This is a genomic window from Falsigemmobacter faecalis (assembly GCF_003863335.1).
GTDB lineage: Bacteria > Pseudomonadota > Alphaproteobacteria > Rhodobacterales > Rhodobacteraceae > Wagnerdoeblera > Wagnerdoeblera faecalis.
Genome location: NZ_RRAZ01000005.1, coordinates 42,384 through 55,951, shown reverse-complemented (window position 1 = coordinate 55,951; position 13,568 = coordinate 42,384). Strand labels below are relative to the sequence as shown.

The window sequence follows — 13,568 nt, the reverse complement described above, 5'->3', positions numbered from 1 at the left end:
ACGGGTCCCTCCTCCTCCCTGGACCCTGAGCTTCGGCAGCGGCCTCCTCCTCCTCCCTGAGGTCGCTGCCACAGAATACCGGTGCAACGCGCACCAGATATGCGACGGGTCCCTCCTCCTCCCTGGACCCTGAGCTTCGGCAGCGGCCCCCTCCTCCTCCCTGGGGTTGCTGCCATCGCGAAAGGCCCCTCCTCCTCCCTGGGCCGATCGTTAACGGCGGCAGTCCCCTCCTCCTCCCTGGGACTGCCGCCTTTCTTATTTCCGAAGCCTGAAATGAAAAAACGCGCCCGAAGGCGCGTTAAGCTGTTGATGATGCTGTTTGCGTTTCAGCCCGGCAGCACCCTGCCCCGCCGGTCATGGCGCAGCAGCGAATAAAGCACATGATTGCGCCAGCGGCCGCCGATCTGCAGATAGGCCTGGGCCACGCCCTCATATTTGAAGCCGCATTTCTCCAGCAAAGCCCGCGAGGGGGTGTTTTCCGGCAGACAGGCGGCCTCGATCCGGCTGAGATCAAGGCGCGTGAAGGCATGATGCGATAGCGCCTCAATGGCTTCGCGCATATAGCCGTGGCGGGTGAAGGGCTCTCCCATCCAATAGCCGATGGTGCCGGACTGCGCCGGGCCGCGGCGGATATAGTCGAGGGTAATCCCGCCCATCAGCATCTGATCTTCGCGCCGGATCACGAACAGCGGCAGGCCCGAGCCTTCGGCATCTGAGCGCAGGGCCCAGGACACCCGGTTGGAAAAGGACCGCCGGCTCAGGTGATCCTCGGCCCAGACCGGCTCCCAGGGGGCCAGAAACGCCTGCGAGGTCTGGCGCAGGTTGCTCCAGGCCATATGGTCAGCCTGCTGCGGCAGGCGCAGCGTCAGACGCGGGGTCTCAATGACGGTGCGTCTGCGCAGCTTCAGCATCAGTGGGCAAGCCTTTCGCGCAGCTCTTCCAGCGAGGGTGTCGCCTCGGCCTGGCCATAGACCGCCATGGCCATATTCCCGCGCGCGGCGAGATTTCCGGCATAGGTTTTCACCCGGTCCAGGGTCACAGCGTCAATCTCAGCCACCATTTCCCCCATCTGCGGCACTTTATCATAAAGTGCCAGCATCCGGGCCATATGCTGGGTCCGCGCCCAGGGACCTTCAAGCCCCATCAGCAAACCGGCACGGCGCTGTGCGCGAATCCGCGCGACCTCTGCTTCGCTCAGATCATCGGCCGAGCGTTTCAGCTCATCCATGGTATAGCGCGCCAGATCGCCCACCTGCTCGGCGCTGGTGCCCGCATAAACGGTGATCAGCCCGGTGTCCTCATGGGCCCCGGCCTGGGCATCGACCGTATAGCACATGCCATGTTCTTCGCGCAGTTTCTGGAAGAGACGCGAGGACATGCCGCCCCCCATGGCCCCGGCCCAGGTCTGCGCAACATGCAGATCTTTCGAGTGCCAGCTTTCCGCCTCAAAGGCGAAGGCCAGATGCACCTGCTCCAGATCCTCGATCTCACGCCGCTCGCCGCCGGCGAATTTCGCCCGCTCGAAGGGGCTGACGGGACGCGCTTCGAGGTGACCAAAGAGAGCTTTCGCCTGGGCCACGATGGCATCGTGATCCACCGCCCCCGCAGCCGAGAGAATCATCTGGCCGGGATGGTAATGCGCGCCCACGAATTTGCGCAGATCGGCAGCGTCAAAGGCGCCGACCCGCTCAGCAGTACCAAGGATCGAGCGGCCCAGCGGCTGCGTCGGGAAAGCCGTCTCCTGCAGCCACTCAAAGACCACATCATCGGGCGTATCGAGCATCTGCCCGATTTCCTGCAGGATCACACCGCGCTCAATCTCAATCTCGCGCTTCTCGAACGCGGGGTTGAGGGTGATATCGGCAATCACATCCAGCGCCAGCGGCACATCGGCCTTCAGCACCCGGGCGTAATAGGCCGTGCTCTCGTTTGAGGTATAGGCATTGAGATAGCCGCCAACATCCTCAATCTCTGAGGCAATCTGCAGCGCAGAACGGCGGGCGGTGCCTTTGAAGGCCATATGCTCAAGGAAGTGAGCGATGCCGTTCTGGTCCTCCGCCTCATGGCGGGCACCGACGTTTACCCAAAGCCCGATCGCCGCCGTTTCCAGCGACGACATGGCGTCCGTTGCAATGCGCAGCCCGTTGGGCAGCGTCTCAATGCGGATCATATGTTATGTCCAGTCGTTTCAAGCACCAGCGCCTCAAGCGCGGCAAGATCATTGGGAACCCGCGTGACGCGCTCGGGCCGCTCAAACAGGTCGGCCATGCGCGGGGGCAGAGCCGGGCGAATGCCCGAGGCCTTCTCCACCGCATCGGGGAATTTCGCCGGATGCGCGGTGGCGAGGGTCACCATCGGGTTTTCCCCAAGATGGGCTTCCGCCACCTGCACTGCAACTGCCCCATGCGGGCAAATCAGCTCTGCCGTGGTTTTCAGCGTGGCGCCGATTGTCGCAAGGGTCTCTTCCTCGGAGGCGCGCCCCGAAGCAAAGCCCGCGCGCAGCGCCTCAAGCGCGCCCTGGGGCACGGTGAATTTGCCGGTGGTCTTCAGATCATTCATCAGATCATTGACCGCCGTACCTTCGCGGTCCAGCACATCAAAAAGCAGCCGCTCAAAGTTCGACGAGACCTGAATGTCCATCGACGGGCTCATCGAGGGGGCAACCCCCCGGGTCTCATAGACGCCGGTTTCCAGGGTGCGGTGCAGGATGTCGTTCTGGTTGGTGGCGATCACCAGTTTCCCGATGCTCAGCCCCATAGAGCGCGCGATGTGCCCGGCATAGATATCCCCGAAGTTGCCGGTCGGCACGGTGAAATCAATGGTGCGATGCGGCGCGCCCAGCGACACGGCCGAGGAGAAGTAGTAAACCACCTGGGCCAGAACCCGCGCCCAGTTGATCGAGTTCACCCCCGCAAGGCCCACGGCATCGCGGAACTCAAAGTGGTTGAACATGTCCTTCAGGCGCGCCTGACAATCATCAAAATCGCCGTCCAGCGCGAGAGCATGGACGTTGGATTCCGAAGGCGTCGTCATCTGACGGCGCTGCACTTCAGACACCCGGCCATGCGGGAAGAGGATGAAAACATCGACGTTGGAAAGACCCCGGAAAGCCTCAATCGCGGCCGAGCCGGTATCGCCGGAGGTGGCGCCCACGATGGTGATGCGCTTGCCCGATTTCGCCAGCGCCGCCTGCATCATCTGACCGATGAGCTGCATGGCGAAGTCTTTGAAGGCCAGCGTGGGGCCGTGGAACAGCTCCAGCAGGAAATGATTGGGGCCAAGCTGTTTCAGCGGCGCGCGGGCCGCATGCTCAAAGCCCGCATAGGCAGCGGCGATCAGGCCCTTGAACTCTTCGTCGGTGAAGGTCTCACCGATAAAAGGGCGCATGACGCGGAAAGCGATCTCTTCGTACGACAGACCCGCCATGGCGGCGATCTCATCTTTCGAGAAGCTCGGCAGATGCTCGGGCACATAAAGCCCGCCATCCCGCGCAAGGCCGGTCATCATCGCGCCGCCAAAATCCAGAACCGGTGCGCTGCCGCGGGTTGAGATATACTGCATGGCCTTCTCCTCAGCTTCTGCGTTGCGAAATACGCCAGATCAGAAGCCCTGTCATCCCTGCCCAGACAGTCGCAAGCAGGAACCAGGTGACGGCATATTGCAGATGGTCATTCGGGATGCCGGAGGTATCAAGCGGCATCGCCTCAATCCCCGGTACAACGGTTTCGCGGGCGACCACAAAGGTCGCCTCGGTCTTCAATTCAACCGCCATGGCCGCCACGTCGCGGGCAAACCAGAGGTTCGCGGCCCGGTCCGGCGCGGGGGTATAGGCGTCCACCTCTGAAGGGCGGTGGAGGTTGGCGGCAAAGCTGTGCTGCCCGCTGATTTCCGGCAGTTTTGCCCCATCGCGGATGAAGCCCAGATCCGCCAGCACGCGGCGGCCATCGGTTTCCAGCACGGCGATGATGCGGTGGCCAGGACCGATCTGTTTGCGGCTGACCAGCACCCGCAGATAATCGCCGGTCAGCTGACCCGAGACGGCCACGGGCAGATAGATCTCGCCCTGGCCTTCCGGCGGCAGCGCCACGGGATCTGCGGCAATGCCCGCCTCAATCCCGGCCAGGATGTCGTTCTTCCAAAGCTGGCGCTGAACCTGCCAGGAGCCAAGCGCGATCAGGACCCCACAGCCCGCAAGCCCGAGGATGACGGGAAAGATCAGACGGCGCAGCATGCGAGCCTCCGCAAAAGTCAAACGCGGACCCGGTGGGGTCCGCGCACTATTGCCTTGGGCAGAAGGCGGGGGCAACCCCCGCCTCAGGGGATCAGCGACCCCAGACGTAGATCACGGCAAAGAGGAAGAGCCAGACCACATCGACGAAATGCCAGTACCAGGCAGCTGCCTCAAAACCCACGTGCTGTTTCGGGGTGAAATGCCCCTTCATCGCACGCACCATGCAGACGAACAGGAAGATCGTGCCGATGACGACGTGGAAGCCGTGGAAGCCGGTCGCCATGAAGAAGTTGGCGCCGTAGATATTACCGGCAAAGCCGAAAGCGGCGTGGCTGTATTCATAAACCTGAACGATGGTGAAGAACACGGCCAGAACGATCGCCAGCGCCAGGCCGTTGATCATGTCTTTGCGGTTGTTCTCATGCGCAATCGCATGGTGCGCCCAGGTGCAGGCCGCGCCCGAGCAGAGCAGGATCAGCGTGTTGATCAGCGGCAGATGCCAGGGATCAAAAAGCTCGATGCCAGCCGGCGGCCAGACGCCGTCGCGGATCGGGCTCATTGGTCCCATCGGGTAAAGCGCATGCTTAAAGAAGCTCCAGAACCATGCCACGAAGAACATGAGTTCCGAGATAATGAAGAGCAGCACGCCAAAGCGCAGGCCGATCTGCACCACCGGGGTGTGATCCCCGGTCTGTCCTTCATGAACCACATTGGCCCACCAGGCATAGAAGGTGTAAAGCACGCCGACGAAGCCGATGGCGAACATCCAGGGGGTCATCCCTTTCATCCACAGCACGGCGCCAAAGAGCATAATGAAGGTTGCCACGGCCCCGATGAACGGCAGGCTCGATGGCGGCAGAATATGGTAGTCGTGGTTCTTTGCGTGAGCCATTACGCTGTTCCCTCGTTTGCGTCAGTTGGCCACCGTTCCGGTAACAGGCGGCGCGAGCGCCGCCTGCTCCGCGGGCAGGTCTGTCGTGTGAAATGTATAAGAAAGAGTGAGCTCGCGCACGAATTTGGCTTCGCGATCGTTCACCAGTTCCGGGTCGATAAAGAAAGTCACCGGCATCTGCACGGTCTCACCGGGCTGCAGGGTCTGCTGGCTGAAGCAGAAGCAGTCGATCTTGGTAAAAAAGCTGCCGGCCGAGAACGGCGCGACGTTAAAACTTGCGGTCCCCGCGACGGGGCGGTCCGTGGGGTTATGCGCTTCATAAAACGCCAGACCGGTCTCCCCGATGCGGATCTCCATCTCGCGCTGCAGCGGACGGAATTTCCAGGGCATATCGCTGGCAACTCCGGCATCAAAACGGACCTTCATCACCCGGTCAAGCACCTGCGCCGGGGCGCTGCTGGCCTGGTTGGTGGTGCCGCCAAAGCCGGTCACCCGGCAGAACCAGTCGTAAAACGGCACCGCTGCAAAGGACAGCGACGCCATCAGCACCACCACACCGCCGAGTTGAAGCGCCGTTTTGCTGGTCGGGTTCATGGCTGGCTACCGCCGTGGCTCTGCTGCGAATAGGTTTCCTGCAACTCCCCCGTGGTCACCTTGACCACGGTCAGGCCAAAGACCAGCGCGACAAAGCCCGCCAGCACCAGGCCAAGGCCCATATTGCGGCTGAAGCGGCGTTTGTGCAGCTCATGCTCGGGCGTGAAAAAGACTTTACCGTTCATCATTACCATCCGCCGTATCCGGCAGCCTTGAGAGCCGCCTCGACCATAAAGGCCGTAAAGTGCAGGAAAAGATAGGCCAGCGAGAAGCGGAAGAACTTCCGCTCGGCGGCGTAGTTATCAGCCTGAGCCACCGTCTCATCCCGCTTCCGGATGCGGTAAGCGCCGATCAGGAAAAAGGCGTTCAGCACCAGCGCCACCGCCAGGGTCAGCGGACCACCGATCGAGGTGAAGGCCGCGCCGATCGCGATCGGGGCCAGCACCACGGTATAGCCCAGAATATTGTTGCGGGTGACTTTACGACCATGGGTCACGGTCAGCATCGGCACGCCGGCCTTCTCGTAATCCGAGTTCATAAACAGCGCGAGCGCCCAGAAATGCGGCGGCGTCCAGAAGAAGATGAGCATGAACATCATCACGCTCTCAATCGAAATGCCGCCCGTGGCGCAGGCCCAGCCGATCATCGGCGGAAAGGCCCCCGAAGCACCGCCGATGACGATATTCTGCGGCGTCGAGCGTTTCAGCCAGATCGTATAGACCACGGCATAAAAGAAGATGGTAAAGGCGAGGAAAGCCGCTGCGAACCAATTGGCCGCAAGCCCCAGCATCAGAACCGAGATGCCCGAAAGCGCCAGCCCAAGGCCCAGAGCCTCGCCCGGCTGCACCCGGCCCGAAGGCACCGGGCGCGAGGCGGTGCGCTTCATCACCCGGTCGATATCGGCGTCATACCACATATTCAGCGCGCCAGAGGCACCGCCGCCCAATGCGATAAACAAAATGGAGGTTGCCGCCACAAAGGGATGCACCGAAACCGGCGCCACCAGAAGGCCCACCATGGCGGTAAAAACCACCAAAGACATGACGCGCGGCTTCAACAGAGCGACGTAGTCACCAAAACCCGCCTCGTTGGGGGCGGCATGAGTAATTTCACTGGCGCGCAGGTCCGTCATTCTTCCGTCTCCCGTCGCGGGCCGCAATGCGCGCGGCCCGGACCTCAGTCAGATCTTACTCAGTTCGCGGCTGCGATGGTCTGAGCTTTGGTGAAATAGGCGAATTCGCCGGCTTTCGCGCGCTCGACCCAGGCGGCGTAGTCGGCCTCTGAGACGACTTTCACCGTGATGGGCATATAAGCATGGGCAATGCCGCAAAGTTCCGAGCACTGACCGAAGTAGATGCCTTCTTTCTCAGCATTGAACCACAGCTGCGCCAGGCGACCCGGAACGCCGTCCTGCTTCACACCGAAGGCCGGGATGGTCCAGGAGTGGATCACATCGGCAGCCGTCACATTCACAAGGATGGTTTTTCCAACCGGCACCACCATGGCGGTGTCCGTTGCCAGCAGGAAGTCTTCCTTGCTGTAGCCCGCATCGGCCAGCTGCTTCTCAACTTCCGCGTTCAGACGGTTGTCACCGCCGGTCGCCGGAGAGCCGATCATATAGCTGTCGAATTCGACTTCATGCTCGGGGTATTCATAGGTCCAGAACCACTGCTTGCCGGTCACCTTTACGGTGATATCGGCGGCAGGCATTTCCTGTTGCTTGAACAGAACCGGCAGCGAGAAGGCGCCGATGACGATCAGAATGACGATCGGCAGAACCGTCCATGCCACTTCGATCGGCGAGTTATGGGTGAAGGTCGCGGGCTTCGGGTTCGCACGGCGGTTGTAGCGCACGATGCTCCAGACCATCAGACCCGTCACAAAGATCGTGATCGCAGTGATGATATAAAGAATGAAGCCGTCCAGCCATTGCAGTTCGCGGGCCAGTTCGGTTGCGGCAGGCTGAAAACCAAGGGCCTTATCAACCGGACGACCGACCACTGGCAGGCTGTCCTGAGCCGAGGCGGCTTGTGCGGCGAGCACGGCCGCCACGGCGGTCAGGCTGGCCGGAAGAGTGGTTGCAAAACGCATGTTAAAATCCCGTACGTCCCGTCGTGGTGCGGCGAAAACTGCCGCTTAGCGCAGACCCTGCCACGTAAAAGGCAGAATCCCGTTGTTCCTGTCCCCGGGAGAAACCATATTGTCGCACCCGGGACAAGCGAAACCATCGTTGACAGTGGCAAAGCTTGCTCTCAGTCAGGACACGTGCAGACCAGCAGAAAGGTATCCCGATGGCTGAGGACCGCTTCCGTCCCTTTGAGACCCGCTTCGACGAGGCTGAGGCACTCGCCGTTCTGAGGGAGGCCCTGTCAGGGGCTGATGATGGCGAGATTTTCCTTGAACGCAAGCGTTCTGAGGCCCTGGTGCTCGATGACGGGCGCATCCGTCAGGCGAGTTATGATGCCTCAGAAGGCTTTGGACTTCGTGCCGTTCGCGGTGAAGTGGCGGGCTATGCCCATGCCACCGAGATCTCGATTTCCGCGCTGAAGCGCGCCGCAGAGACGGCGCGCCTTGCCGTGGGCGAAGGCGGCGGCACCCTCGCTGAGGCGCCTGCCAGGACCAACAGTCGCCTTTACACAGATGAAAATCCGCTGGCCGGGTCAGAGTTTGCGATTCGCGTCGAGACCCTGCGCGAGATCGACAGCTTCGCCCGTGACCTTGATCCGCGCGTCGTGCAGGTGACGGCCTCGATGGCCGCATCGCTGCAGGAAATTGAGATCCTGCGCCCTGAGGGGCTGCGCATCGGCGACATCCGCCCCATGGCGCGGCTGAACGTCTCGGTGATCCTTGAGGAGAACGGCCGCCGCGAGACCGGCTCGTCCGGCGGTGGCGGGCGCATCACACTGGAAGGGCTGATGCAGCGCGACCACTGGCAGGGCGTCGTGCGCGAGGCGATCCGCGTCGCGGGCGTGAACCTGGGCGCGGTGGCGGCTCCGGCGGGGCAGTTCGATGTGATGGTCGGCCCCGGCTGGCCGGGCGTTCTGCTGCATGAGGCCGTGGGCCACGGGCTTGAGGGCGATTTCAACCGCAAGGGCGTCTCGGCCTTCTCGGGCCGCATCGGCGAGCAGGTCGCCGCCCGCGGTGTCACTATCGTCGATGACGGCACCATCGCCGATCGCCGCGGCTCGATCAGCATCGACGATGAGGGCACGCCCTCAGCCCGCAACGTGCTGATCGAGGACGGTATTCTGGTCGGCTATATGCAGGACCGCCAGAACGCCCGCCTGATGGGCGTCGCCCCCACCGGCAATGGCCGCCGCGAGGGGTACGCCCATATCCCCATGCCGCGGATGACCAATACCTTTATGATCGACGGCAAAGACGACCCCAAAGCCATGCTGGCCGATCTGAAAGACGGCATCTATGCGGTGGGCTTTGGCGGCGGCCAGGTCGATATCACCAACGGCAAATTCGTCTTCAACTGCACCGAAGCTTACCGCGTCCGCAATGGCGTGGTCGGCGAGGCGCTGAAGGGGGCCACGCTGATCGGTGATGGTCCGACCGCCATGGGGCTGATCCGCGGCATCGGCAATGACTTCGCGCTGGATCCCGGCGTGGGCAACTGCGGCAAAGCGGGCCAGTGGGTGCCGGTCGGCGTGGGCCAGCCCTCGCTGCTGCTGGGCGGGCTGACCGTGGGCGGCTCTGCCGCCTGAAGGGTGCGCGAAAAAGAAAAACACGCATGAGGCGAAAATAATCGGTTTTCCCCCGGAAAATTTACCGGGGGTTAACCAATCGCCGCGCATTCTGGCTGTGCGGATGAGGCGAGGTTGCGATGGAACAGCGTTTGTTATCTTCCACCACACCCTTCACCCCACCCACCGCGGAAGACGACAGACTGTCGTGGCTCCGCCTCATTCGCTCCCCAAGGGTTGGTCCGGTGACCTTTCACCGGCTGCTCTCTGAGCACGGCTCTGCCGCCGCCGCCCTTGAGGCACTGCCCGGGATCGCTGCGGCTGCAGGGGCCTGTGACTATGCCCCCTGCCCGCCAAAACTCGCCGAAGACGAATTGCGCAAGGGTGCCCGCGCGGGTCTGCGCCTGCTGCGCCACGGCGAGGCGGATTACCCCGCCACGCTGAGCACGCTGAGTGATGCGCCGCCGGTCCTTTGGATCGCGGGCAGTCTTTTGCCACTGCGGGCCCCGGCCCTCGCCATCGTCGGCGCGCGCAACGCCTCCAGCGCGGGGCTGAGGCTGGCGCGCGAACTGGCGCAGGATCTTGCAAACGCGGGCTTTATGATCTGCTCGAGGCTGGCGCGCGGCATTGACCGCGCCGCCCATGAAGGGGCGGGTCCCAGCCGCACCATTGCGGTTCTGGCAGGCGGCGCGGACTGCCCCTGGCCGGAAGAAAACCTTGATATCGCCCGGCTGATCGCGCGCCATGGCACCCTGCTGAGTGAGCAGCCGCCCGGCATGAAGCCGATGACCCGGCATTTTCCGCTGCGCAACCGGCTGATCTCGGGGCTGAGCCGCGCGGTCATTGTCACCGAAGCCGCACAGCGCTCAGGCAGTCTGATCACGGCGCGCAATGCCCTCGATCAGGAGCGCGAGGTGCTGGTGGTGCCCGGACACCCGCTCGATCCGCGGGCCGAGGGCTGCAATATGCTGCTGCGCGACGGGGCCACGCTGATCCGCCATGCAGGCGATGTGCTGGAGGTGACGGGGCGGCCGCCGCCGCGCAACCCGCTGCCGCAAAGCGCCCGTCCATCGCCCGCAGGCGGCGGCGCGGCCATCGCCCGTGCAATGGCCGCAACGGCGCAGCGCAGACCCGGGCCTTCCCTGCGCGAACGGATCCTGACGCTGCTCTCTCCTGCTCCTGTCGCGGAGGATCAGCTGCTGCGCCAGCTTGGCATCCCCCCCGCCGAGCTGGCGCCCGCCCTCCTGCATCTGGAACTGGAAAACGCGGTCGAACGGCGCCCCGGCGGGTTGCTCTGCAGTGCTGCGACCACAGGAAGCACACGTCAGAGGTGAGGATCAGCCTTCCTTGACAAACCCGCCCGGCAGCCCCCATGTTGCTCCGCTGCCGCTGCTCTGGTGGCACCAAGGAAGGACCCTATGCCAGTCGTCGTCGTCGAGTCGCCCGCTAAAGCCAAGACTATCAACAAATATCTTGGCCCCGGTTATACCGTTCTGGCGTCCTACGGCCATGTTCGCGACCTTCCTCCCAAGGATGGCTCGGTTCTGCCGGATGACGATTTCTCAATGAAATGGGAAGTCGCGGCCGACAGCAAAAAGCACATCAAGGCGATTGCCGATGCGCTGAAGACCGATGATGAACTGATCCTCGCGACCGACCCTGACCGCGAAGGTGAGGCGATTTCCTGGCACCTTCAGCAGGCGCTGGCCTCTTCGATCAAAAAGGGCAAAAAGGTCAGCCGCGTGGCGTTTAACGCCATCACCAAGCCGGCGATTCTGGCGGCCATGGCCAAGCCGCGCGATGTCGATACCGCGCTGGTGGAGGCCTATCTCGCCCGCCGCGCGCTGGATTATCTGGTCGGCTTCAACCTGTCGCCGGTGCTCTGGCGCAAACTGCCGGGCGCGCGCTCGGCGGGCCGGGTGCAATCGGTCGTGCTGCGCCTGGTGGTTGAGCGCGAGATGGAGATTGAGGCCTTTAACCCGCGGGAATACTGGTCGGTCACCGCCACTCTGGTTACCCCGCGAGGTCAGCAGATTGAGGCGCGCCTGACGATTTTGGGCGGCAAAAAGCTCGATAAATTCGATCTTGCGACGGTGGCTTCAGCGGAACTCGCGGTCTCGGCCATCGATAAGCGCGACTTCAGCGTGAAATCGGTTGAGGCGAAGCCCGCGAGCCGCAACCCTTTCCCGCCCTTTATGACCTCGACCCTGCAGCAGGAAGCCAGCCGCAAATTCGGCATGGGCTCCAAGGCCACCATGGCCGCGGCGCAGCGTCTTTATGAGGCCGGTCACATCACCTATATGCGGACCGACGGCATCGATATGGCGCCAGAGGCGATCACCGCTGCCCGCGCCGCGATCAAAGATATTTACGGCGCGAATTACGTCCCCGACAGCCCGCGCGTCTATAAAAACAAGGCGAAAAACGCCCAGGAGGCGCATGAATGCATCCGCCCCACGGTGCTTGCCGCCACGCCTGAGCAGCTGAAAATCACCGATACCGATCAGCGCCGCCTTTACGATCTGATCTGGAAGCGCACCATCGCCTCGCAGATGGCCTCGGCACGGCTGGAGCGGACCACGGTCGATTTCGCCAGCGCCGACACCGAAGTTGAGCTGCGCGCCACCGGTCAGGTGGTGCAGTTTGACGGCTTTCTGCGCGTCTATGACGAAGGCCGCGACGACGACGACAGCGAAGACAGCGCCCGCCTGCCCCAGGTTATGAAGGGCGAAGCGGTCAGCCGCGCCAAAGACGCCCGCCGCCCGGACTATGTGAAGGGCGCCGAGTTCGGCACGCCCCCCGACCGCGCCACCAATATGGTGCTCGGTCAGGACGGCGCCTCGCTGGCGCTGCAGCACCACACCCAGCCGCCGCCGCGCTACACGGAAGCCACGCTGATCAAGCGGATGGAAGAACTCGGCATCGGGCGGCCCTCAACCTATACCTCGGTCGTCACCACGATCCAGGACCGCGAATATGTCACCAAGGACAAAAACCGCCTGATCCCCTCGGACAAGGGGCGGCTGGTCACGGCTTTCCTGACCAATTTCTTCCGCCGCTATGTGGAATATGATTTTACCGCGGATCTTGAGGCTGAACTTGATGACGTCTCGGCCGGGGATCGCGCCTGGAAGGATGTTCTGGCGCGCTTCTGGCGGGATTTCTCGGCCGCGATTGGCGAGACATCAGACCTGCGGATCAGTGAAGTGCTGGATAAGCTGGATGATTTCCTGTCGCCCCATCTCTATCCGCTGCGCGCGGATGGGTCAGACCCGCGCAGCTGCCCGACCTGCGGCGCTGGCCGTCTGCATCTGAAAACCGCGCGCTCGGGCGGGGCTTTCCTCGGCTGCGGCAATTATCCGGAATGCCGTTACACCCGCCCGATCTCGGTCTCGGCGGATGATCCGGCGGCGGCGCTTGATGGTAAGGTTCTGGGCACCGATGACTTCGGCGTCGAGGTGACGTTGCGCACCGGCCGCTTTGGCCCCTATGTGCAAAAGGGTGAGGCCACGGCAGAAGTGCCCAAGCCCCCGCGCGCCAGCCTGCCCAAAGGCTGGGCCGCCGATCAGCTGACCTATGAGCGGGCGCTGGAACTGCTGTCGCTGCCGCGCCAGATCGGTCCGCACCCCGAAGATGGCGAGATGATCGAATCCGCGCTTGGCCGTTTCGGGCCTTACGTGAAGCACGGCAAGGTTTACGCCAATCTGGCGGATGCCGAGGAAGTCTTCACAATTGGCATGAACCGCGCCGTCGAAGTGCTGGCCCAAAAGGCGGCCCGCGGTGCTGCGCGCGGCGTTGCGGCAGAGCCGCTCCGCTCGCTTGGCGAGCATCCGGACGGCGGTGAGATGCAGGTCATGCCCGGCCGTTACGGGCCCTATATCAAATGGGGCAAGGTCAACGCCACGCTGCCCAAAGAGACCACGCCCGAAGAGATCACCGCCGAGCAGGCGATTGAGCTGGTCAACGCCAAAGCGGTGAAAAAGCCCGCCCGGAAGACGGCCGCCAAACCAAAGGCCGAGGGCGCAAAGAAACCCGCCGCCAAAAAGGCCCCGGCGAAGAAAGCCGCCACGGCCAAACCGGCTGCGAAAAAGAAGGCCGCACCGAAAAAGGCGGCGGCGGATGACTCACTGACCGAGTGATTGCCGCAGCGCGGCGATTG

General features: G+C 63.1%; 12 protein-coding genes. 3 read left to right on the top strand and 9 right to left on the bottom strand.

What is annotated here, in order from left to right; all coding sequences use genetic code 11:
• Positions 1-326: 326 nt before the first annotated feature.
• The 9 genes from EG244_RS04470 to coxB all read right to left on the bottom strand — a co-directional run bounded on the left by EG244_RS04470 (position 327) and on the right by coxB (position 7,808).
• On the bottom strand, positions 327-911 hold the full coding sequence (locus EG244_RS04470; RefSeq protein ID WP_124963812.1) for a GNAT family N-acetyltransferase: 585 nt from the start codon (positions 909-911) through the stop codon (positions 327-329).
• A complete protein-coding gene (locus EG244_RS04465; RefSeq protein WP_124963811.1) occupies positions 911-2,170 on the bottom strand; it encodes a M16 family metallopeptidase in 1,260 nt (419 codons plus the stop codon). Before EG244_RS04465 ends, EG244_RS04470 begins: the two co-directional genes overlap by 1 nt.
• A complete protein-coding gene (gene thrC / locus EG244_RS04460) occupies positions 2,167-3,561 on the bottom strand; it encodes a threonine synthase (protein ID WP_124963810.1) in 1,395 nt (464 codons plus the stop codon). Before thrC ends, EG244_RS04465 begins: the two co-directional genes overlap by 4 nt.
• 10 nt (positions 3,562-3,571) lie before the next feature.
• Positions 3,572-4,231 carry an SURF1 family protein gene (locus EG244_RS04455; protein ID WP_124963809.1) on the bottom strand — a complete coding sequence of 220 codons (660 nt, stop codon included), beginning with the start codon at positions 4,229-4,231 and terminating at the stop codon, positions 3,572-3,574.
• Positions 4,232-4,322: 91 nt separating this feature from the next.
• Positions 4,323-5,123, bottom strand: a complete 801-nt coding sequence (locus EG244_RS04450) for a cytochrome c oxidase subunit 3 (protein WP_124963808.1) — start codon at positions 5,121-5,123, stop codon at positions 4,323-4,325.
• Positions 5,124-5,144: 21 nt separating this feature from the next.
• Entirely contained in the window at positions 5,145-5,717 is a 573-nt protein-coding gene (locus tag EG244_RS04445; RefSeq protein WP_124963807.1) for a cytochrome c oxidase assembly protein, read from the bottom strand.
• Positions 5,714-5,911: a hypothetical protein gene (locus EG244_RS04440; protein WP_407644029.1), complete on the bottom strand. Its 198-nt coding sequence runs from the start codon at positions 5,909-5,911 to the stop codon at positions 5,714-5,716. Before EG244_RS04440 ends, EG244_RS04445 begins: the two co-directional genes overlap by 4 nt.
• Positions 5,905-6,849 carry a heme o synthase gene (cyoE, locus tag EG244_RS04435; RefSeq protein WP_124963806.1) on the bottom strand — a complete coding sequence of 315 codons (945 nt, stop codon included), beginning with the start codon at positions 6,847-6,849 and terminating at the stop codon, positions 5,905-5,907. The genes EG244_RS04440 and cyoE overlap by 7 nt, the downstream gene beginning before the upstream one ends.
• A gap of 59 nt (positions 6,850-6,908) precedes the next feature.
• On the bottom strand, positions 6,909-7,808 hold the full coding sequence (gene coxB, locus EG244_RS04430) for a cytochrome c oxidase subunit II (RefSeq protein WP_124963805.1): 900 nt from the start codon (positions 7,806-7,808) through the stop codon (positions 6,909-6,911).
• A 200-nt stretch (positions 7,809-8,008) separates the two neighbouring features.
• Here coxB and tldD point away from each other — a divergent pair, with 200 nt between their 5' ends.
• From tldD to topA, 3 genes are all read left to right on the top strand, one after another.
• Positions 8,009-9,430 carry a metalloprotease TldD gene (gene tldD, locus EG244_RS04425; RefSeq protein ID WP_124963804.1) on the top strand — a complete coding sequence of 474 codons (1,422 nt, stop codon included), beginning with the start codon at positions 8,009-8,011 and terminating at the stop codon, positions 9,428-9,430.
• Positions 9,431-9,549: 119 nt separating this feature from the next.
• Positions 9,550-10,743, top strand: coding sequence for a DNA-processing protein DprA (gene dprA / locus EG244_RS04420; RefSeq protein WP_124963803.1), 1,194 nt, complete (start codon positions 9,550-9,552; stop codon positions 10,741-10,743).
• Between the two features lie 84 nt (positions 10,744-10,827).
• Positions 10,828-13,548: a type I DNA topoisomerase gene (gene topA, locus EG244_RS04415; protein ID WP_124963802.1), complete on the top strand. Its 2,721-nt coding sequence runs from the start codon at positions 10,828-10,830 to the stop codon at positions 13,546-13,548.
• The last annotated feature ends 20 nt before the right edge of the window (positions 13,549-13,568 follow it).

What these genes read in the sequence shown, in the direction of transcription:
- EG244_RS04445 (WP_124963807.1), bottom strand. Translation starts at nt 5,717, where the DNA reads ATGAACCCGACCAGCAAAACGGCGCTTCAACTCGGCGGTGTGGTGGTG.
- coxB (WP_124963805.1), bottom strand. Translation starts at nt 7,808, where the DNA reads ATGCGTTTTGCAACCACTCTTCCGGCCAGCCTGACCGCCGTGGCGGCC.
- dprA (WP_124963803.1), top strand. Translation starts at nt 9,550, where the DNA reads ATGGAACAGCGTTTGTTATCTTCCACCACACCCTTCACCCCACCCACC.
- thrC (WP_124963810.1), bottom strand. Translation starts at nt 3,561, where the DNA reads ATGCAGTATATCTCAACCCGCGGCAGCGCACCGGTTCTGGATTTTGGC.
- EG244_RS04450 (WP_124963808.1), bottom strand. Translation starts at nt 5,123, where the DNA reads ATGGCTCACGCAAAGAACCACGACTACCATATTCTGCCGCCATCGAGC.
- EG244_RS04465 (WP_124963811.1), bottom strand. Translation starts at nt 2,170, where the DNA reads ATGATCCGCATTGAGACGCTGCCCAACGGGCTGCGCATTGCAACGGAC.
- topA (WP_124963802.1), top strand. Translation starts at nt 10,828, where the DNA reads ATGCCAGTCGTCGTCGTCGAGTCGCCCGCTAAAGCCAAGACTATCAAC.
- EG244_RS04455 (WP_124963809.1), bottom strand. Translation starts at nt 4,231, where the DNA reads ATGCTGCGCCGTCTGATCTTTCCCGTCATCCTCGGGCTTGCGGGCTGT.
- EG244_RS04440 (WP_407644029.1), bottom strand. Translation starts at nt 5,911, where the DNA reads ATGGTAATGATGAACGGTAAAGTCTTTTTCACGCCCGAGCATGAGCTG.
- cyoE (WP_124963806.1), bottom strand. Translation starts at nt 6,849, where the DNA reads ATGACGGACCTGCGCGCCAGTGAAATTACTCATGCCGCCCCCAACGAG.
- EG244_RS04470 (WP_124963812.1), bottom strand. Translation starts at nt 911, where the DNA reads ATGCTGAAGCTGCGCAGACGCACCGTCATTGAGACCCCGCGTCTGACG.
- tldD (WP_124963804.1), top strand. Translation starts at nt 8,009, where the DNA reads ATGGCTGAGGACCGCTTCCGTCCCTTTGAGACCCGCTTCGACGAGGCT.